This window comes from Pseudomonas sp. CFBP 13602, from assembly GCF_014842725.1.
GTDB lineage: Bacteria > Pseudomonadota > Gammaproteobacteria > Pseudomonadales > Pseudomonadaceae > Aquipseudomonas > Aquipseudomonas baltica.
This window is the reverse complement of the sequence record NZ_JACYVT010000002.1, coordinates 588,301-608,585: the sequence shown is the minus strand read 5'-3', so window position 1 is coordinate 608,585 and position 20,285 is coordinate 588,301. Positions and strand designations below refer to the sequence as shown.

19 protein-coding genes are annotated in these 20,285 nt (G+C 62.1%); 15 read left to right on the top strand and 4 right to left on the bottom strand.

Annotation, left to right across the window (positions count from 1 at the left end):
* Positions 1-89: 89 nt before the first annotated feature.
* Complete coding sequence (locus IFU31_RS05940) at positions 90-419, top strand: hypothetical protein (protein WP_185794259.1); 330 nt, start codon at positions 90-92, stop codon at positions 417-419.
* Here the strand turns inward: IFU31_RS05940 and IFU31_RS05935 are convergent.
* The 4 genes from IFU31_RS05935 to map form a co-directional block, all read right to left on the bottom strand.
* A complete protein-coding gene (locus IFU31_RS05935; protein WP_244652488.1) occupies positions 416-1,150 on the bottom strand; it encodes a M12 family metallopeptidase in 735 nt (244 codons plus the stop codon). The two genes, IFU31_RS05940 and IFU31_RS05935, sit on opposite strands and share 4 nt — an antisense overlap.
* Positions 1,151-1,216: 66 nt before the next feature.
* Positions 1,217-2,413, bottom strand: a complete 1,197-nt coding sequence (gene dapC / locus IFU31_RS05930; protein WP_185794261.1) for a succinyldiaminopimelate transaminase — start codon at positions 2,411-2,413, stop codon at positions 1,217-1,219.
* A gap of 1 nt (position 2,414) precedes the next feature.
* Entirely contained in the window at positions 2,415-5,117 is a 2,703-nt protein-coding gene (locus tag IFU31_RS05925) for a [protein-PII] uridylyltransferase (RefSeq protein WP_122476591.1), read from the bottom strand.
* Positions 5,118-5,170: 53 nt separating this feature from the next.
* Positions 5,171-5,953, bottom strand: coding sequence for a type I methionyl aminopeptidase (map, locus tag IFU31_RS05920; protein ID WP_122476589.1), 783 nt, complete (start codon positions 5,951-5,953; stop codon positions 5,171-5,173).
* A gap of 346 nt (positions 5,954-6,299) precedes the next feature.
* Between map and rpsB the strand changes: the two genes are divergently transcribed.
* The 14 genes from rpsB (at position 6,300) to lpxB (ending at position 20,272) form a co-directional block, all read left to right on the top strand.
* A complete protein-coding gene (gene rpsB / locus IFU31_RS05915) occupies positions 6,300-7,040 on the top strand; it encodes a 30S ribosomal protein S2 (protein WP_049862289.1) in 741 nt (246 codons plus the stop codon).
* Between the two features lie 179 nt (positions 7,041-7,219).
* Positions 7,220-8,092 carry a translation elongation factor Ts gene (gene tsf / locus IFU31_RS05910; protein WP_122476588.1) on the top strand — a complete coding sequence of 291 codons (873 nt, stop codon included), beginning with the start codon at positions 7,220-7,222 and terminating at the stop codon, positions 8,090-8,092.
* A gap of 192 nt (positions 8,093-8,284) precedes the next feature.
* A complete protein-coding gene (gene pyrH, locus IFU31_RS05905) occupies positions 8,285-9,028 on the top strand; it encodes a UMP kinase (RefSeq protein WP_049862287.1) in 744 nt (247 codons plus the stop codon).
* A complete protein-coding gene (gene frr, locus IFU31_RS05900; RefSeq protein ID WP_122476572.1) occupies positions 9,025-9,582 on the top strand; it encodes a ribosome recycling factor in 558 nt (185 codons plus the stop codon). Before pyrH ends, frr begins: the two co-directional genes overlap by 4 nt.
* A 16-nt stretch (positions 9,583-9,598) precedes the next feature.
* Positions 9,599-10,354: a polyprenyl diphosphate synthase gene (gene uppS / locus IFU31_RS05895; protein ID WP_122476571.1), complete on the top strand. Its 756-nt coding sequence runs from the start codon at positions 9,599-9,601 to the stop codon at positions 10,352-10,354.
* Positions 10,354-11,169 carry a phosphatidate cytidylyltransferase gene (locus IFU31_RS05890; RefSeq protein WP_192052794.1) on the top strand — a complete coding sequence of 272 codons (816 nt, stop codon included), beginning with the start codon at positions 10,354-10,356 and terminating at the stop codon, positions 11,167-11,169. The genes uppS and IFU31_RS05890 overlap by 1 nt, the downstream gene beginning before the upstream one ends.
* Positions 11,166-12,356 (top strand): 1-deoxy-D-xylulose-5-phosphate reductoisomerase, encoded by a 1,191-nt coding sequence (gene ispC, locus IFU31_RS05885; protein ID WP_192102496.1) that lies wholly within the window; start codon positions 11,166-11,168, stop codon positions 12,354-12,356. The genes IFU31_RS05890 and ispC overlap by 4 nt, the downstream gene beginning before the upstream one ends.
* A gap of 30 nt (positions 12,357-12,386) precedes the next feature.
* Positions 12,387-13,736: a sigma E protease regulator RseP gene (rseP, locus tag IFU31_RS05880; protein WP_122795109.1), complete on the top strand. Its 1,350-nt coding sequence runs from the start codon at positions 12,387-12,389 to the stop codon at positions 13,734-13,736.
* Positions 13,737-13,809: 73 nt separating this feature from the next.
* Positions 13,810-16,185: an outer membrane protein assembly factor BamA gene (gene bamA, locus IFU31_RS05875; RefSeq protein ID WP_192102495.1), complete on the top strand. Its 2,376-nt coding sequence runs from the start codon at positions 13,810-13,812 to the stop codon at positions 16,183-16,185.
* 44 nt (positions 16,186-16,229) lie between these two features.
* Positions 16,230-16,745, top strand: a complete 516-nt coding sequence (locus tag IFU31_RS05870; protein ID WP_049862282.1) for an OmpH family outer membrane protein — start codon at positions 16,230-16,232, stop codon at positions 16,743-16,745.
* Between the two features lies 1 nt (position 16,746).
* Complete coding sequence (lpxD, locus tag IFU31_RS05865) at positions 16,747-17,802, top strand: UDP-3-O-(3-hydroxymyristoyl)glucosamine N-acyltransferase (RefSeq protein WP_122476563.1); 1,056 nt, start codon at positions 16,747-16,749, stop codon at positions 17,800-17,802.
* Between the two features lie 111 nt (positions 17,803-17,913).
* Positions 17,914-18,354 carry a 3-hydroxyacyl-ACP dehydratase FabZ gene (fabZ, locus tag IFU31_RS05860; RefSeq protein WP_043185101.1) on the top strand — a complete coding sequence of 147 codons (441 nt, stop codon included), beginning with the start codon at positions 17,914-17,916 and terminating at the stop codon, positions 18,352-18,354.
* Positions 18,351-19,127 carry an acyl-ACP--UDP-N-acetylglucosamine O-acyltransferase gene (gene lpxA / locus IFU31_RS05855; RefSeq protein WP_192102494.1) on the top strand — a complete coding sequence of 259 codons (777 nt, stop codon included), beginning with the start codon at positions 18,351-18,353 and terminating at the stop codon, positions 19,125-19,127. Before fabZ ends, lpxA begins: the two co-directional genes overlap by 4 nt.
* Positions 19,127-20,272, top strand: a complete 1,146-nt coding sequence (gene lpxB, locus IFU31_RS05850; RefSeq protein WP_185794265.1) for a lipid-A-disaccharide synthase — start codon at positions 19,127-19,129, stop codon at positions 20,270-20,272. The genes lpxA and lpxB overlap by 1 nt, the downstream gene beginning before the upstream one ends.
* Positions 20,273-20,285 lie beyond the last annotated feature (13 nt).

The window sequence follows — 20,285 nt, the reverse complement described above, 5'->3', positions numbered from 1 at the left end:
CGGGTTATCGATGCGCTTTCAGGGATTGAACACGCGACTGGTTCTGTGTACTGTATATGCATACAGTAACTCATGCGAGGTCACATCCCATGCGCCGATTATCCAAACTGTGGACTGCCGTTGGTAGCGCTGTACCCGTGGTCGTTGGCTCGGCGCTGGGCGGGCTGGGCCTGGTTGACTTCAATACCCTGCTGGCTATCGCGCTGGTACCGCAGGTGGTTTTTCTGGTGATTGGCGAGTGGCCCGATTTCCAGCGCACCGGCCACCAGCAGGCGTGGGCGCAAGAGGAGTTCGCGCATCTACCGCGTTATACGGTGCGCCCGGTAGTGCGTCGACACCGGCTGATGGACAGTGCGGCCATGAATGAGGCGCTGGCCGAGTTCGACATCAACCAAGCCAGCCTCGGCCACGCGCGCTAGGCCACGACCTTGGGGTAGATGCGCCGAGCGAATTTCCGGTCGAGGCGGCTCAAGGTGTGATTGATGCCCACTTCCCAGTTGCCCACCGTCTGCTCCTGCAGCACCGAGTAATGCATGATCGACGCGCGGTCATAGGCCGTGCCCTTGGCCAGCGCCTTGTCGGTCTTGTCCAGCAGGTTGATGTCGACGGTCTGTTGATCAACGCCCTTGGCGGCGAAGTACGCATACAGCTTGGGGATGTCCCAAGGGATGTTTGCCTTGGGGTGCTGATGCTCGTGCAGCAGCCCCAGCACGTGGCCGAACTCGTGCAAGACGGTACGCCCGAACAACGGATCGTCCGGTTTGACGCCCAGGGCCATGGTTGCATCCATTGGGCTGGCCAGCAGCGCATCGGTGCCGACCTGACTGTAGTTGTCGTCGCCGTCGGTATAGATGCGGATATCGGCAAGCATGCCGTCGACGAAATCGAACTTCAGGTTGGCCGACCGCAGCCACTGCCGCGCCACTTTCTCGATGGCTGCCTTGTGCACAATAGGGGTGTCGTTGAAGAAACCAATGGTCAGCGTGCGGCCGGGCGCCCAGAATTTCGAGAACTGGCCCAGGGCGCGCTTGGAGCGTCCGTTCGGCGAAGCACTCAGCGCATTGGTCGGGCGTTCGGCCATGGCAACGCGGCGTGATGCCTCGGCATCCAGTTCAGGAAGGGTCTTGCAGAACAGGGGATTGCACATCATCGATGACTCCTTGAAAAGAGCCACCGATGATGTCGTTCAAACGCCATGCAAAAGCGTAGCTATGTGTTATCGACGCTCGAGAAAGCGACGAATGCGCTGGGCGGCTTCGACACACTCACCCAGCGGTGCGACCAGCGCCATGCGCACGCGGCCGGCGCCTGGGTTGAGCCCATCGACGTCGCGCGACAGGTAGGAGCCGGGCACCACGGTGACGTGCTCCTGCTCGAACAGCTCGCGGCAGAACTGCGCGTCGTCCATGGGCACCTTGGCCCACAGGTAGAAGCTGCCGTCGGGGCGCTTGACGTCCATTACCGGGGTAAGGATATCCAGCACGGCATCGAATTTCTCCCGGTACAGGTCGCGGTTGGCCAGTACGTGGGCTTCGTCTTCCCAGGCGGCGATGCTGGCCAGTTGGGTCTGCACGGGCATCGCACAGCCGTGATAGGTGCGGTACAGCAGAAAGGCCTTGAGAATATCGGCGTCGCCGGCCACGAAGCCCGAGCGCAAGCCCGGCAGGTTGGAGCGCTTGGACAGGCTGTGGAACACCACGCACCGCTTGAAATCGCTGCGCCCCAGCTCGGCACAGGCGGTCAGCAGGCCGGGCGGTGGCGCGTCTTCGTCGAAGTACAGCTCGCTGTAGCACTCGTCCGCGGCGATCACGAAGTCATGCTCGTCGGCCAGGGCGATGAGTTTCTTCAAGGTCGGCATCGGTACCAGGGCACCGGTTGGATTGCCGGGCGAGCACAGGAACAGGATCTGGCAGCGCTGCCAGACCTCGGCCGGTACCGCGTCGAAATCCGGGTTGAAGCCGTTCTGGTCCAGGCAAGGCAGGTAGTGCGGTGTGGTACCGGCGAGCAGGGCGGCGCCTTCGTAGATCTGGTAGAACGGGTTGGGGCTGACCACCAGCCCGTCGACGTCACGCTGTGCAACGGTCTGGGTGAAGGCAAACAGCGCTTCGCGGGTGCCGTTGACCGGCAATACGTGGCGCGCCGGATCCAGCCAGCCCGCCGGGACCTGGAAGCGTCGTTCGCACCACGCGGCGATGGCTTCGCGCAGTGCTGGAATGCCCTGGGTGGTCGGATACACCGCCATCTGGTCGAGGTTGTCGGCCAGTGCCTGCTTCACGAAGGCTGGCGAGGCGTGCTTGGGTTCGCCAATGGACAGGGCGATCGGACGTTTGTCCGCAGCGGCCGTGACGCCCGCCAGCAAGGCGCGCAGTTTCTCGAAAGGGTAGGGCTGCAGCTGGTTCAACGCGTGGTTCATATCAAATGCTCAAACGGGACAGCTCGACGCCGGGCGCCTGGCTGACACTGAGTTGGTCGATGATGGTGGCCTGCAGCCGACTGCACAGTTGCGGGTCGGACAGGGGCAGATTGTTCGCATCGGTAATGAAGAACACGTCTTCCACGCGTTCGCCCAGCGTGGAAACCTTGGCGTTCTGCAACGACAGGTCGAACTCCAGGAAGATCTTGCCGATGCGTGCCAGCAGGCCGGGCCTGTCGGGCGCGCTCAGCTCCAGGATGGTGACCGGACGCTGGGCATCGTTCTGGATGGTGACCTGCGGGGGGAACGCGAAATGCTTGAGCTGACGCGGCACGCGGCGATGAATGATGTTGGGGTAGTCATCGGGGTTGCGCAGCGCATCGCTGAGGCCCTGGCGAATCTGCGCGATGCGGCGCGGGTCGTTGCCGATCGAGCCGCCGTCGTTGTCCAGCACGATGTAGGTATCGAGCGTGAACTGGCTGCTGGAGGTGATGATGCGGGCGTCGTGGATGTTCAGGTTGAGCTGGTCCATGGCCGCCACCGTCACCGCGAAGAAATCGTGCTGGTCGGGCGCGTAGATGAAGATCTGCGTGCCGCCCTCGAAGTCGCGCTGGGTGGTTTCCTTGATCAGCACCAGCGGATCGCCATTGGCGGGCTGCTGCAGGATAGCATCGGTATGCCAGGCCACGTCGCCGGCGTTGTGGCGCAGAAAATAGTCGTCGCCCAGCTGCGACCAGAGCTGCTCGATGTCGTCCTGATCGGTGCCGCCGCGTACCAGTATCTCCAGCGCCGCGCTCTGCGTGCGGCGGATCTGCTCTTCGCGATCCAGCGGGTTCTCCAGGCCGCGACGCAATGCGCGCTTGGTTTCGGTGTACAACTGGCGCAGCAAGCTGGCACGCCAGGAGTTCCACAGGCTGGGATTGGTCGCGTTGATGTCGGCCACGGTGAGCACGTAGAGGTAGTCCAGGTGCACCTCGTCGCCCACCTGCTGGGCGAAGTCATGGATGACCTGCGGGTCGGACAGGTCCTTGCGCTGCGCGGTGGTCGACATCACCAGATGGTTCTGAACCAGCCAGACGATCAGACGGCTGTCCCAGGCGGGCAACTGGTGGCGCTGGCAGAACTGCGCGGCATCCACTGCGCCAAGCTCGGAATGGTCGCCGTTGCGACCTTTGCCGATGTCATGGTACAGCCCGGCGAGGTAGATCAGCTCCGGCTTGGGCAGGCGCTCCATGACCTTGCTGGCCAGCGGGAATTTCTCCGAAACCTGGGTGTACTGCAGCTTGCGCAGGTGCTTGATCAGGTTGAGCGTGTGCGCATCCACTGTATAGATGTGGAACAGGTCGTGTTGCATCTGGCCGATGATATCGCCGAACTCGGGCAGGTAGCGGCCCAGGATGCCGTAGCGATTCATGCGGCGCAGGTTGCGGTGAATGCCGACTTCGCACTTGAACAGCTCGATGAACAGGCTGGTGTTGCGGATATCGTTGCGGAAGCTGTCGTCGATCAGGTGGCGATGCTCGCGCAGCAGGCGGATGGTGTCCGCGCGCACGCCCTTGATCTCCGGGTTCTGCGCCATCAGCACGAAGATTTCCAGCATGGCGAACGGTGTGCGCTTGAAGACCTGGGTGTGGGTGGCCTCGATGTAGCCATCGTGCAGCTGGAAGCGCGAATTGATCGGCACCGTGGAGCCGGCTTCGGGGTCGCCGAGAATCACTTCCTCGAAATGCTGGATGATCAGGTCGCTGAGTTCGGCGATGCTCATCACCACGCGGTAGTACTTCTGCATGAACCGCTCGATGGCCAGTTTCGCATCGCTGTCCTTGTAGCCCAGCAAGCCGGCGATGGAGCGTTGGTGATCGAACAGCAGGCGATCCTCCGCACGCCCGGCAAGCATGTGCAGGGCGTAGCGCACTTTCCAGAGGAATTCCTGGGAAGAGGCCAGCAGGTTGTTCTCGCTCTCTACCAGGAAGCCTTCCCCGGCCAGCGCGTGCAGGTTCAGCGTGCCGAACTGGCGGCGCGCCACCCACAGCAGGGTCTGGATGTCGCGCAGGCCACCGGGCGAGCCCTTGACGTTGGGTTCCAGGTTGTACTCGGTGTCGTTGTACTTGTGGTGGCGGGCGTTCTGCTCGGCGCGCTTGGCCAGGAAGAACTCGCGGCTGGGCCACATCCGCTCGGTGCTGGTGACCTCGAGCATGCGCTTGCGCAGCCGTTCCGGGCCGGCGATGGTGCGGCTTTCCATCAGGTTGGTGATGACCGTGATGTCAGCGCGCGCCTGCTCGGCGCATTCATCTATGGAGCGCACGCTCTGGCCCACTTCCAGGCCGATGTCCCACAGCAGCGTGAGAAAACGCTCGATCGAATCGCGGAACACCTCGTAGTCGGCGCTCTCGAGCAGGATCATCAGGTCGATGTCGGAGTAGGGGTGCAGTTCGCCGCGACCGTAGCCGCCCACGGCGACCAGGGCGATGTCGGCATCCTCGTCCCAGTCGAACTGGCTCCACGCCCGCTCCAGAATGTTGTCGACGAACCAGGCACGGTCTTCGATCAGCCGACGAATGTCACGACCGTTGCGAAAACGCTCGTCGAGCACATCGTGTGCCTGGCGAATCGCCTTCTTGAAGGCTGCGATAGGGCTGGCCTTGAGCGCCAGTTCGGCCTGGAACTGGCCGCGATCGAACAACTCCGGATCCACCTGCGGCATGTCGTATTCCTGAAGAGATTAGTGGCCTGAACGGGTTGCCCGCACGCGTGGCTTCACGCCGAGACGCGGGGAATGGTGTCGTCGCTGCGCAAGGTGAAGATTTCGTAGCCGCTGGCGGTCACCACCAGGGTGTGCTCCCACTGCGCGGACAGCTTGCGGTCCTTGGTAATGGCCGTCCAGCCATCGCCCAGCACCTTGGTGTCGGCCTTGCCCTGGTTGATCATCGGCTCGATGGTGAAGGTCATGCCTTCCTTGAGCTCCATGCCAGTGCCGGCACGCCCGTAGTGCAGCACCTGCGGTTCTTCGTGAAACACCTTGCCGATGCCGTGGCCGCAGAATTCGCGTACCACGGAAAAACCGTTCTTCTCGGCGTGCTTCTGGATGACTTCGCCGATGTCGCCCAGGCGGCATCCGGGCTTGACCAGTTCGATGGCCTTGTACAGGCATTCCTGGGTCACCTGCGACAGGCGCTCGGCCCATACCGGCACGCTGCCGACGTGGAACATGCGGCTGGTGTCGCCGTGGTAGCCGTCCTTGATCACGGTGACGTCGATGTTCAGCACGTCGCCATTCTTCAGCGGCTTGTCATTGGGAATGCCGTGGCAGACCACATGGTTGATCGAGGTGCAGATCGACTTGGGGTAACCCTTGTAGTTGAGCGGGGCAGGGATGGCCTGCTGCTCGTTGACGATGTAGTCATGGCACAGGCGGTCGAGCTCTTCGGTAGTGACACCGGGCTTGACGTGAGGCGCGATCATCTCCAGCACATCGGCCGCCAGGCGGCCGGCAATTCGCATCTTCTCGATGTCTTCGGGGGTCTTGATGGTAACGGTCATTCGGGGCTCTCTGAGCGCTTGCGCGCGTTCGCAGGCTGGAAATCGAGGCGATTCTACCAGAGCCGCCGCGGACTGCCGCGCGGCGCTGGCGGCGCCTCTATATAAGAGGTGATGGCGCGCATTGTCGCGCGAATCAGGCAGCGGCGCAAAAGCCGTTGTGCATCGACGCTATTTCAGGTTTCTATATCGGGGCGGCTATGGTATAAAATGCGCCGCTTTCCGGGGATGCCCTGGAAGCAACCAAACCCACACACGTGTCGACACGATGACCTGGGTGCCGGAGGTTATGCCGCCGGTTGGTCATTGGGATACGTGGAGGCTTAACCCGACTTATCAAGGAACTATCATGTCCCAAGTCAACATGCGCGATATGCTGAAGGCCGGTGTGCACTTCGGTCACCAAACCCGTTACTGGAATCCGAAAATGGGTAAGTACATTTTCGGCGCGCGTAACAAGATCCACATCATCAACCTCGAAAAAACCCTGCCGATGTTCAACGAAGCACTGACCTTCGTAGAGCGCCTGGCCCAGGGCAAGAACAAGATCCTGTTCGTCGGCACCAAGCGTTCCGCCGGCAAGATCGTGGCCGAGGAAGCAGCACGTTGCGGCTCGCCGTACGTCGACCATCGCTGGTTGGGCGGCATGCTGACCAACTTCAAGACCATCCGCGCTTCGATCAAGCGTCTGCGTGACCTGGAAACCCAGGCCGAAGATGGCACGTTCACCAAGCTGACCAAGAAAGAAGCGCTGATGCGCACTCGTGATCTGGAAAAACTGGATCGCAGCCTGGGTGGTATCAAGGACATGGGCGGCCTGCCTGACGCACTGTTCGTCATCGACGTCGACCACGAGCGCATCGCGATCACCGAAGCCAACAAGCTGGGTATCCCGGTCATCGGCGTCGTCGACACCAACAGCAGCCCTGAAGGCGTCGACTACATCATCCCAGGCAACGATGACGCCATTCGCGCCATCCAGCTGTACATGGGTTCGATGGCCGACGCGGTCATCCGTGGTCGCAACCACGTGGCTGGCGGTACTGAAGAATACGTTCAGGACGCACCTGCCGCAGCGGTAGAAGGCTGAGTCTAGACGCCCAGCGTTTACTCGGTACGCAAAAAGGGGGCTAGGCCCCCTTTTTGCCACCTCGAGAACCATTGCCGGCATCGTCATCGCTCCAATTGTAAAGAGCCGCTGGCAAGGTCAAGAATTGAGCGCCCGTTAACGGGTGGAATGGTTAGACACCTATCCAAGAGGAATTTGAAATGGCAGAGATTACTGCAGCGTTGGTCAAAGAACTGCGCGAGCGTACCGGCGAAGGCATGATGGATTGCAAAAAGGCCTTGACCAAGGCCGGCGGCGACATCGAAAAAGCCATCGACGACATGCGTGCTTCCGGCGCCATCAAGGCCGCCAAGAAAGCAGGCAACGTTGCTGCCGAAGGCGCCATCGCCGTCAAGGTTGCTGCCGACAACAAGTCCGCAGTCATTCTGGAAGTCAACTCGCAGACCGACTTCCTGGCTCTGCAGGACGACTTCAAGAACTTCGTCGCCGCCAGCGTGGAAAAGGCTTTCGCCGACCAGCTGACCGACGCCGCTCCGCTGATCGCCGCTCAAGAGCCAGCGCGTGAAGCCCTGGTCGGCAAGGTTGGCGAAAACGTCAACATCCGCCGCCTGGTGCGCGTGGAAGGCGACGTTGTCGATGCCTACCTGCACGGCAACAAGATCGGTGTCATCGTTGCCCTGAACGGCGGCAACGCCGAACTGGCTCGCGACATCGCCATGCACGTTGCAGCCAGCAACCCGGAATTCCTGCTGCCATCGCAGGTTTCGGCCGAGGCCATCGAGCGCGAGAAGGGCGTCTTCATGAGCCTCAACGAAGACAAGATCAAGGGCAAGCCAGCCGAGATCGTCGAGAAGATGGTTGCCGGTCGCATCAGCAAGTTCCTTGCCGAAGCCAGCCTGGTCGAGCAGGCGTTCGTCAAGAACCCTGAAGTCAAGGTCGGTGACCTGGCCAAGAAAGCCGGTGCCGAAATCGTTTCGTTCACCTACTTCAAGGTAGGCGAAGGCATCGAGAAGCCTGTCGACAACTTCGCTGACGAAGTTGCCGCACAAGTGGCCGCTGCCAGCAAGCAATAAGACGGATTCGTCCTGTTGCCCCAAAGAGGCTGCCCGCTTACGCGCGCAGCCTCTTTTTCAAAGTTGGCACCCGGATTTAGCCGCTTACAAGGCGCAGGTCCGGTGGTACTGTCGCAGTGCCGCAAGCTAGAGTTAGGCGCGCCGTACACCGGCCCGTCCAGAATTTATTAAACGCCGCAGGAGAGACACGCAATGGCTCAGCAGGTGAGTGGTCGTCAACCTCGCTATAAACGCATTTTGCTCAAACTTAGCGGCGAGGCCCTGATGGGGTCCGAAGATTTCGGGATCGACCCGAAAGTGCTGGACCGCATGGCCCTCGAAGTGGGCCAGTTGGTAGGCATCGGCGTCCAGGTGGGTCTGGTCATCGGCGGTGGCAATCTGTTCCGCGGTGCCGCCCTGAGCGCAGCCGGCATGGACCGTGTCACCGGCGACCACATGGGCATGCTGGCGACCGTGATGAACGCCCTGGCCATGCGCGATGCGCTGGAACGCTCCAACATCGCCGCCATCGTCATGTCGGCCATCTCGATGGTCGGCGTGACCGATCATTACGATCGCCGCAAGGGTATTCGTCACCTCAATTCCGGCGATGTGGTAATTTTCGCCGCCGGCACCGGCAACCCGTTCTTCACCACCGACTCCGCAGCCTGCCTGCGCGCCATCGAGATCGATGCCGACGTGGTGCTCAAGGCGACCAAGGTCGACGGTGTCTACACGGCCGATCCGTTCAAGGATCCCCATGCTGAGAAATTCGACCGCCTGACGTACGATGAAGTACTGGATCGCAAGCTGGGCGTGATGGACCTGACCGCCATCTGCCTGTGCCGCGATCACAAGATGCCGTTGCGGGTATTCAACATGAACAAGCCTGGCGCTCTGCTGAACATCGTAGTGGGCGGCGCCGAAGGAACTCTGATCGAGGAAGGCGAAGTATGATCAACGAAATCAAGAAAGATGCGCAGGCGCGCATGCAGAAATCCCTGGAGTCGCTGCAGCACGCGTTCGGTCGTATCCGTACCGGCAAGGCGCACCCCAGCATTCTGGAAGGCGTTCAGGTCCCTTACTACGGTGCCGACACCCCTATCAACCAGGTCGCCAGCATCAGCGTGAAGGATTCGCGCACCCTGCAGGTTGTCGCGTTCGAGCGCAACATGCTCGGCGCGGTCGACAAGGCCATCGGTGCCGCCGGCCTCAACCTCAACCCGACCAACCTGGGCGAGCTGCTGCTGATCTCCATGCCTGCGCTGACCGAAGAAACCCGCAAGGGCTTCACCAAGCAGGCGCGTGACGCTGCCGAAGACGCCCGCGTGGCCGTGCGCAACATTCGCCGTGACGCACTGAGCCAGTACAAGGATCTGGTCAAGGAAAAGGAAATCAGCGAAGACGAAGAACGTCGCGCCGCCGATGACATCCAGAAGCTGACCGACAAGTTCGTCGCGGACATCGAAACGGCCGTGAAGCAGAAAGAAGCGGACCTGATGGCCGTTTAAGGAATTAGTCCGTCTCATGGAAAAGACCAAGTTGGCTGTACCTTCCACGGTACCGCGGCATGTTGCGATCATCATGGATGGCAACAATCGCTGGGCCAAGAAACGTTTGCTGCCCGGTGTCGCTGGGCACAAGGCCGGTGTGGATGCTGTGCGCGCGGTCATCGAGGTGTGTGCCGAGGCCAAGGTCGAGGTACTGACCTTGTTCGCCTTTTCCAGCGAGAACTGGCAGCGCCCGGCCGACGAGGTCGGGGCATTGATGGAGCTGTTCTTCAGTGCACTGCGCCGCGAGGCACGGCGGCTGAACGACAACCGCATCAGCCTGCGGATCATCGGTGATCGCTCGCGGTTCCACCCCGACCTGCAGGCCGCCATGCGCGAAGCCGAAGCGGCCACCGCCGGTAACGACCGTTTTGTGCTGCAAATCGCCGCCAACTACGGTGGCCAGTGGGACATTGCCCAGGCGGCGCAGCGTCTTGCCCGGGAAGTCCAGGCCGGTCACCTCAAGCCGGAGGAGATCACTCCCGATCTGCTGCAGACCTGCCTGGCCACCGGTGACCTGCCTTTGCCGGATCTGTGCATCCGAACCGGCGGCGAGCATCGCATCAGCAACTTCCTGCTGTGGCAACTGGCCTACGCCGAGCTGTATTTTTCCGACCTGTTCTGGCCGGATTTCAAACACGAGGCCATGCGCACGGCGCTGGCCGATTTCGCTTCGCGCCAGCGCCGGTTCGGTAAAACGAGCGAGCAGGTCGAAGCCGGAGCCCGTGCTTAATGCTTAAACAACGCATCATCACTGCGCTGATTCTCCTGCCGATTGCCCTGTGCGGTTTCTTCCTGCTCGAAGGCGCAGGGTTCGCCCTGTTCATCGGCCTGGTGGTTACCTTGGGCGCGTGGGAGTGGGCGCGGCTGGCCGGGTTCGAAAAACAGTCGGCGCGCATTGCCTTCGCCGCCGTGGTAGCGGGTCTGTTGTTCTTCCTCTACCTGACGCCGGGCCTGGCGCCGTTCGTGCTCGGCGCGGCGGTGCTGTGGTGGTGCCTGGCCACGTTCCTGGTGCTGACCTACCCGCGCACCAGCGAACATTGGGCCAGCCTTGCCTGCAAGCTGCTCATTGGCCTGCTGATCCTGCTGCCGGCCTGGCAAGGGCTGGTGCTGCTCAAGGGCTGGCCGCTGGGCAACTGGCTGATCATGACCGTCATGGTGCTGGTATGGGGTGCCGACATCGGCGCCTACTTCACCGGCAAGGCCCTGGGCAAGCGCAAGCTGGCGCCCCAGGTCAGCCCCGGCAAGAGCTGGGAAGGTTTCTACGGCGGGCTGGTGACCAGCCTGCTGATCACCCTGGCGATCGGCCTGGTGCGCGACTGGGGAATCGGCCAGATGCTCGCGGGCCTGATCGGCGCGGCGATCGTGGTGGCCCTCTCGGTCGTCGGTGACCTGACCGAAAGCATGTTCAAGCGTCGCTCCGGCATCAAGGACAGCAGCAACCTGTTGCCGGGCCATGGCGGTGTGCTCGATCGCATCGACAGTCTGACCGCGGCGGTACCGGTGTTTGCCGTGCTGCTGTGGGCTGCCGGCTGGGGCGTGATGTGAGCGGCGTGCAGCGCATTACCGTGCTGGGCGCGACCGGCTCCATCGGCCTGAGCACGCTCGACGTCATCGCCCGGCATCCGGACCGCTACAGCGCATTTGCCCTGAGCGGCTTCTCGCGCATGGACGAACTGTTGGCACTGTGCCTCGTGCATCGCCCGGTGTTTGCCGTGGTGCCCAGCCAGGAGCGTGCCACCGCCTTGCAGCAGGCATTGCGCCAGGCCGGCTCGCGCACCGAAGTGCTGGTGGGTGAAGAAGGGCTGTGCCAGGTGGCCGCTGCGCCGGAAGTGGATGCGGTGATGGCGGCCATCGTCGGCGCAGCCGGGCTGCGCCCGACCCTGGCCGCGGTCCATGCCGGCAAGAAAGTGCTGCTCGCCAACAAGGAAGCGCTGGTCATGTCCGGGGCACTGTTCATGCAGGCCGTGCGCGACAGCGGGGCCGTGGTGCTGCCTATCGACAGCGAACACAACGCGATTTTCCAGTGCATGCCCGGTGATTTCGAGCGCGGCCTGGGCAATGTCGGCGTGCGGCGCATATTGCTGACTGCATCGGGTGGTCCGTTTCGGCAGACGCCGCTGGAAGCGTTGGAACAGGTCACGCCGGAGCAGGCGTGCGCTCATCCCAACTGGTCGATGGGACGCAAGATTTCCGTCGACTCGGCCAGCATGATGAACAAGGGCCTGGAGCTGATCGAGGCGTGCTGGCTGTTCGACGCGCGACCCGCGCAGATCGAAGTGGTCGTGCATCCGCAGAGCGTGATCCATTCCCTGGTCGACTATGTCGACGGCTCGGTGCTGGCTCAGCTGGGCAACCCTGATATGCGCACGCCGATCGCCCATGCCATGGCCTGGCCGCAGCGTGTCGATTCGGGTGTGGCACCCCTGGACCTGTTCGCCATTGCGCGGCTCGATTTCGAAGCGCCCGATGAACAACGCTTTCCTTGCCTGCGCCTGGCTCGGCAGGCAGCGGAGGCGGGCGACAGCGCCCCGGCCATGCTCAACGCGGCGAACGAAATCGCGGTAGCGGCGTTCCTCGAGCGTCGCATACGCTACCCGCAGATCCCGCGTATGATCGAGGACGTCCTCAATCGGGAACCGGTGGTGGCGCTGGATACGCTCGACACCGTCTTCGCCGCGGATGCTCGCGCGCGGTACCTGGCCCAGCAATGGTTGAACCAGCACGGGTGCTGACCCCTGCATGGCCGTAGTTCGGAGAGAGTTATGAGTGCGCTCTACATGATTATCGGCACCCTGGTGGCATTGGGTGTGCTGGTTACCTTTCACGAGTTCGGCCATTTCTGGGTCGCACGGCGTTGTGGCGTCAAAGTGCTGCGTTTTTCGGTGGGCTTCGGCACGCCTCTGTTGCGCTGGCATGACCGCCAGGGCACGGAATTCGTCGTCGCGGCGATTCCGCTGGGTGGCTACGTCAAGATGCTCGACGAGCGCGAGGGCGACGTGCCGGCCGACCAGGTCGAACAGTCGTTCAATCGCAAGAGCGTGCGTCAGCGCATCGCCATCGTCGCCGCCGGGCCTGCGGCCAACTTTCTGCTCGCCCTGGTGTTCTTCTGGCTGCTGGCGATGCTCGGCACTCAGCAGCTCAAGCCGGTGGTCGGTTCGGTCGAGCCGGGCAGCATCGCGGCAACCGCCGGTCTGATGGCAGGTGAGGAAATCGTCGCGGTGGATGGCGAAAGCACCTCCGGCTGGGCTGCGGTGAACCTGCAAATGGTAAGGCGCCTGGGCGAAACCGGTGCCTTGCAGTTGACCGTGCGCGAACCTGGCTCCAGCAATGAAGCCACTCGCTCGCTGGCCTTGAACCAGTGGCTGCAGGGCTCCGACGAACCCGACCCGATCCGCTCGCTGGGCATCCGTCCATGGCGTCCGGCGCTGGCGCCGATACTCGCCGAGCTGGATCCCAACGGCCCGGCGCAGGCCGCCGGTTTGCGTACCGGGGACCGCCTGCTGGCGCTGGACGGCCAGCCCCTGGGCGATTGGCAGCAGGTCGTGGACCTGGTCCGAGAACGTCCGGACAGCCGGATCGTGTTGCGCGTAGAGCGCGACAACGCTCCACTGGATGTCCCGGTCAACCTGGTTTCCAAGGGTGAAGGCAAGGCCGCCGGGTACCTCGGCGCCGGGGTGAAACCGGTCGAGTGGCCACCGCAGATGCTGCGCGAAGTCAGCTACGGGCCGCTCGATGCCGTGGTCGAGGGCGCCAGGCGTACCTGGACCATGAGCGTGCTGACCCTTGATTCCCTGAAGAAAATGCTGTTCGGCGAGCTCTCGGTAAAAAACTTGAGTGGACCGATAACCATTGCTAAAGTGGCGGGCGCTTCGGCCCAGTCGGGTTTTGGGGATTTCCTGAATTTCCTCGCCTACCTGAGCATAAGCCTCGGAGTTCTCAATTTGCTGCCCATTCCAGTACTGGATGGGGGGCATCTGTTGTTCTACCTGATCGAGTGGGTGCGTGGTCGCCCAGTCTCCGATCGGGTACAGGGTTGGGGAATCCAGATCGGCATCAGTCTGGTGGTTGGCGTCATGCTGCTTGCCCTGATAAACGATCTGGGTCGACTGTAACGCTTCGCTCGTTTGCGAACCTGCCGCTTCTGCGGCAGTTTGTTTATTGCCAGTTGGAATAAGAAAGGACTTCATGAAACGTCTGCTGCTAACTGCGGTTCTTGCCGTACTGATGATCGCTGAAGTTCACGCCGCGTCCTTCACCATCTCCGATATCCGTGTCAACGGGCTGCAGCGGGTTTCCGCCGGCAGCGTGTTTGGCGCGTTGCCGTTGAACGTAGGTGACCAGGCCGACGACGGTCGCCTGGTGGAATCGACCCGTGCACTCTTTAAAACCGGGTTCTTCCAGGATATCCAGCTGGGCCGGGACGGTAACGTCCTGGTGATCACCGTGGTCGAACGACCCTCGGTGGCCAGTATCGACATCGAAGGCAACAAGGCCATCTCCACCGAAGACCTGATGAAGGGCCTCAAGCAGTCCGGACTGGCCGAAGGCGAGATCTTCCAGCGCGCCACTCTCGAAGGCGTGCGCAACGAGCTGCAGCGCCAGTACGTCGCCCAGGGTCGCTACTCGGCCTCGGTCGATACCGAAGTGGTCACCCAGCCACGCAACCGCGTCGCCCTGAAGATTAACATCAACGAAGGTACGGTTGCGGCCATCCAGCACATCAACGTGGTGGGCAACTCGGTATTCCCCGAAGAAGACCTGACCGACCTGTTCGAACTCAAGACGTCCAACTGGCTGTCGTTCTTCCGCAACGATGACAAGTACGCACGGGAAAAGCTGTCCGGTGACCTGGAGCGTCTGCGTTCCTACTACCTGGACCGCGGTTACATCAACATGGACATCGCGTCCACCCAGGTGTCGATCACCCCGGACAAGAAGCACGTCTACATCACCGTCAACGTCAACGAAGGCGAAAAGTACACGGTTCGCGACGTCAAGCTCAGCGGCGACCTCAAGGTCCCCGAAGATCAGGTCCAGCAGCTGATGCTGGTGAAGAAGGGCCAGGTGTTCTCGCGCAAGGTCATGACCTCCACGTCCGAGCTGATCACCCGCCGCCTGGGTAACGACGGCTACACCTTTGCCAACGTCAACGGCGTGCCTCAGCCGCACGACGAGGACCACACGGTCGATATTACCTTCGTGGTCGATCCGGGCAAGCGTGCCTACGTCAACCGCATCAACTTCCGTGGCAACACCAAGTCGGAAGACGAAGTGCTGCGTCGCGAAATGCGCCAGATGGAAGGCGGCTGGGCCTCGACCTACCTGATCGACCAATCCAAGACCCGCCTCGAGCGCCTTGGCTTCTTCAAGGAAGTGAACGTCGAGACGCCGGCCGTGCCAGGCACCGACGACCAGGTCGACGTCAACTACGCCGTGGAAGAGCAAGCCTCCGGTTCGATCACCGCCAGCGTTGGCTTCGCCCAGAGCGCCGGCCTGATCCTCGGTGGTTCGATCAGTCAGAACAACTTCCTGGGTACCGGTAACCGTGTGTCCATCGGCCTGACCCGCAGTGAATACCAGAGCCGTTACAACTTCAGCTACACCGATCCGTACTACACGCCGGACGGCGTCAGCCTGGGCTACAACGCGTTCTACCGCACCACCGACTACGACGACCTCGACGTCGACGTGGCCAGCTACGCCGTGGACAGCCTCGGCGCCGGCATGAACTTCGGCTACCCGATCAGCGAGACCTCGCGCCTGACCTTCGGCTTGAGCGTTCAGCAGGACGAAATCAAGACGGGTAACTACACCGTCGAAGAGATCTTCGATTTCACCGAGAAGGAAGGCGACAAGTTCCTCAACTTCAAGGCGTCGGCCGGCTGGTCGTCGTCCACCTTGAACAAGGGCGTACTGCCAACCCGCGGTGCTTCGCAAAGCTTGACCGGTGAAGTGACCATTCCTGGCAGCGACCTGTCATTCTTCAAGATCGACTACCGCAACCAGGCGTTCGTGCCGATCACCGAAAACTACACCATGCGCTTCCACACCGAACTGGGCTACGGCGATGGCTACGGTTCCACCGACGGCCTGCCGTTCTACGAGAACTACTATGCCGGTGGCTTCAACTCGGTCCGAGGTTTCAAGGACAGCACGTTGGGTCCGCGTAGTACGCCAAGTCAGGAAAACCCTGGACGCGGCACGTTGGAGGACCCGGATCAGGATCCACTGGCCTTTGGTGGTAACGTACAGATCACCGGTGGTGCCGAGATCCTCTTCCCACTGCCATTCGTCAAGGATCAGCGCTCGCTGCGAACGTCTCTGTTTGTGGATGTGGGTAACGTTTTCGATACCAATTGCAACGTTAAGCGTGACTCGGCTGGTACCAAGCTTAACGAATGCAACGACATCGACATCGCTAACATGGCCGTCTCCGCCGGCTTGGGCGTGACCTGGATCACCGCCCTGGGCCCACTGAGCTTCAGCCTGGCGATGCCGGTCAAGAAGCCTGACAATGCCGAAACCCAGGTCTTCCAATTCTCTCTGGGCCAGACCTTCTAAGGTCTGCTCCTTGGCAACAACAACGGATTTTGTAGGAGTTTATTGTGCGCAAGTTGACTCAAATGGTTGTTCTGGCCGCGACCCTCGCCGCCTCGTTGGGTGCCACTCCGGCTTTCGCCGACATGAAAATCGCCGTTCTGAACTATCAGATGGCGCTGCTCGAGTCTGACGCTGCCAAGAAATACGCGGTCGATGCCGAGAAGAAATTCGGCCCGCAACTGAGCAAGCTGAAAACCCTGGAAAGCAGCGCCAAGAGCATTCAGGACCGTCTGGTCGCCGGTGGCGACAAGATGGCCCAGCCCGAGCGCGAGCGTCTGGAGCTGGAATTCAAGCAGAAAGCCCGCGACTTCCAGTTCCAGTCCAAGGAGCTGAACGAAGCCAAGGCCGTTGCCGACCGCGAAATGCTCAAGCAGCTCAAGCCCAAGCTCGACGGCGCCGTCGAAGAAGTCATCAAGAAGGGCGCCTTCGACCTGGTTCTGGAGCGCGGTGCGGTGATTGATGTCAAGCCTCAGTTCGACATCACGCGCCAGGTCATCGAGCGCATGAATCAGTCGCGCTGATATGACAGCGACCATGAAGCTCGGCCAATTGGCCGAGTTCCTGGGGGCCACGGTCAGTGGCGACCCGGAGAAGATCATCACTGGGCTGGCCACCTTGCAGGAGGCCGGCCCAGCTCAGCTGAGCTTTCTGGCCAACCCGCAGTACCGCAAGTTCCTCCCCGACAGCCATGCCGGCGCCGTACTGCTCAAGGCCGCCGATGCCGAAGGCTTTCAAGGCGATGCATTGATCGTTCCCGATCCCTACCTTGCCTATGCGCGCATCTCCCACCTGTTCGATCCCAAGCCCCGCGCCAGCGCCGGTGTTCATCCGACGGCCGTCATTGCAGATGACGCCCAGGTCGATGCCGCCGCCAGTGTCGGGCCGTTCGCCGTGATCGAAAGCGGTGCCAGGATCGCTGCCGGGGTAACCGTCGGCGCGCATTGCTTCATCGGTGCGCGCTGCGAGATCGGTGAAGGTGGCTGGTTGGCGCCGCGCGTGACCCTCTATCACGACGTGCGCATCGGCAAGCGCGTGGTCATACAGTCCGGTGCGGTGCTGGGTGGCGAAGGCTTCGGTTTTGCCAACGAGAAAGGCGTCTGGCAGAAGATCGCCCAGATCGGCGGAGTCAGCATCGGTGACGACTGCGAGATTGGCGTGAACACCGCCGTGGACCGCGGCGCGTTGGCCGATACCTTGATCGGCAACGGTGTGAAGCTCGACAATCAGATCCAGATTGCCCACAACGTGCAGATTGGCGACAACACCGCCATGGCCGCCTGTGTCGGCATTTCGGGAAGCAGCAAGATCGGCAAGAATTGCATGCTCGCAGGCGGTGTAGGCCTGGTCGGGCACATCGAGATCTGCGATGGGGTATTCATCACCGGCATGACCATGGTGACCCATTCGATCACCGAACCCGGTGCCTATTCCTCGGGTACGGCGATGCAGCCAGCGGCCGAGTGGCGCAAGAGCGCCGCGCGACTGCGGCAGTTGGACGACATGGCGCGCCGCCTCAAGCAGGTGGAAAAGCGTGTCGAGGCAGTGACCCAAGGCGGTAAAGCGTCATCTGATGGCTGATACCCTTTCCATATCAAGTGTGCCCAGCCGCTAGACTGCCCCTTGATTTGCAATAGGAGTGTCGCGCGTCAGCCGCGCGCTCCCTATCTTTACTACAGGCTTCCCCCCGAAATGATGGACATCAACGAGATTCGCGAATACCTGCCGCACCGCTATCCCTTTCTGCTGGTGGATCGCGTAGTGGAGCTGGACGTCGAAAGCCAGAGCATTCGCGCCTACAAGAATGTCAGCATCAACGAGCCGTTCTTCAATGGTCACTTTCCCGCGCACCCGATCATGCCGGGCGTGCTGATCATCGAGGCCATGGCCCAGGCCGCCGGCATCCTTGGTTTCAAGATGCTCGATGTCAAACCGGCCGACGGTACGCTCTACTACTTCGTGGGTTCGGACAAGCTGCGTTTCCGCCAGCCCGTGCTGCCCGGCGACCAACTGATCCTGGAAGCCAAGTTCATCAGCTGCAAGCGGCAGATCTGGAAGTTCGACTGCAAGGCTTCGGTCGACGGCAAGCCGGTCTGCTCGGCCGAGATCATCTGTGCGGAACGCAAGCTATGAGTTTGATTGACCCTCGCGCCATCATCGACCCGTCCGCCGTTCTGGCAGATGGCGTCGAAGTCGGCCCTTGGTCGATCGTTGGTGCGGGCGTGGAAATCGGCGAGGGCACCGTGATCGGTCCCCATGTCATCCTCAAGGGGCCGACCCGCATCGGCAGGCACAACCGCATCTACCAGTTTTCCTCCATTGGGGAAGACACGCCGGACCTCAAGTACAAGGGCGAAGAAACCCGCCTGGTCATCGGTGACCACAACGTCATCCGTGAAGGTGTGACCATTCACCGTGGCACCGTGCAGGACCGCGCCGAAACCACGCTGGGCGATCACAACCTGATCATGGCGTACGCCCACATCGGGCACGACAGCGTGATCGGCAACCACTGCATCCTGGTCAACAACACGGCACTGGCCGGCCATGTGCACGTGCACGACTGGGCGATCCTTTCCGGCTTTACCCTGGTGCACCAGTATTGCCACATCGGTGCCCACAGCTTTTCGGGCATGGGCACGGCCATCGGCAAGGACGTGCCGGCCTATGTCACGGTGTTCGGCAACCCGGCCGAAGCCCGCAGCATGAATTTCGAAGGCATGCGCCGCCGCGGCTTCAGCGACGACGCCATCCACGCCCTGCGCCGTGCCTACAAGACGGTCTATCGCCGAGGCTTGACCGTCGAGCAGGCATTGCTCGATCTGGCCGAGCCAGCGCGTCTGTACCCCGAGGTCGACGTCTTCCTCAGGTCGATCCAGTCCTCGACCCGCGGCATCACCCGCTGATGTCTCACCCCGCAGCGCTGACCGTGGCATTGGTGGCAGGTGAAGCCAGCGGCGATATCCTGGGTTCGGGACTGATGCGCGCGCTCAAGGCACGCCATCCGCACATCCAGTTCATCGGCGTCGGGGGTCCGCTGATGGAAGCCCAAGGGCTGGTCAGTCGCTTCCCCATGGAGCGTCTGTCGGTCATGGGCCTGGTCGAGGTGCTGGGTCGCCTGCGCGAACTGCTGGCCCGGCGCAAGCAGCTGGTTGCCGAGCTGATCGCGTGCAAGCCGGACGTGTTCATCGGTATCGACGCTCCTGACTTTACCCTCAACATCGAGCTCAAGCTGCGCCAGGCCGGGATCAAGACCGTGCACTACGTCAGCCCTTCGGTGTGGGCGTGGCGGCAGAAGCGGGTGCTGAAGATTCGCCAGGGCTGCGACCTGATGCTGACGCTACTGCCCTTCGAGGCCAGGTTCTACGAAGAGCAGGGCGTGCCGGTGCGCTTCGTTGGCCATCCCTTGGCCGACACCATTGCGCTGCACGCCGATCGCGGTCAGGCCCGCGCACAGCTGGGCCTGGCGGGTGATTTTCCGGTCGTGGCGCTGATGCCGGGCAGCCGCGGCGGCGAAGTCGGGCGCCTGGGCGAGTTGTTCCTCGACAGCGCCCAGTTGCTGTTGCAGGCGCACCCGCAGATGCGTTTCGTCATTCCCTGCGCCAACCCACAGCGCCGCGCGCAACTGGAGCAGATGCTCGTCGGGCGGACGTTGCCGGTGACCTTGCTCGACGGTGACTCGCACACCGCGCTGGCCGCCTGTGATGCGGTACTCATCGCCTCCGGCACGGCCACCCTCGAAGCCTTGTTGTACAAGCGCCCGATGGTGGTCGCCTACCGGCTGGCGCCCCTGACGTACTGGATTCTCAAGCGCATGGTCAAAAGCCCCTACGTGTCGTTGCCCAACCTGCTGGCCCAGCGCATGCTGGTCCCCGAGCTGCTGCAGGATGAGGCCACGCCCCAGGCCCTGGCCGACCGGCTGCTGCCCCTGCTGGCGAGCGGTGAAGAACAGACCAGCGGCTTCGATGCTATTCACCGCACGCTGCGCCGTGATGCGTCCAACCAGGCGGCCGAGGCCGTGTTGCAACTGATAGGCAGGAACGATGGCTAAGCCTCCACAGACA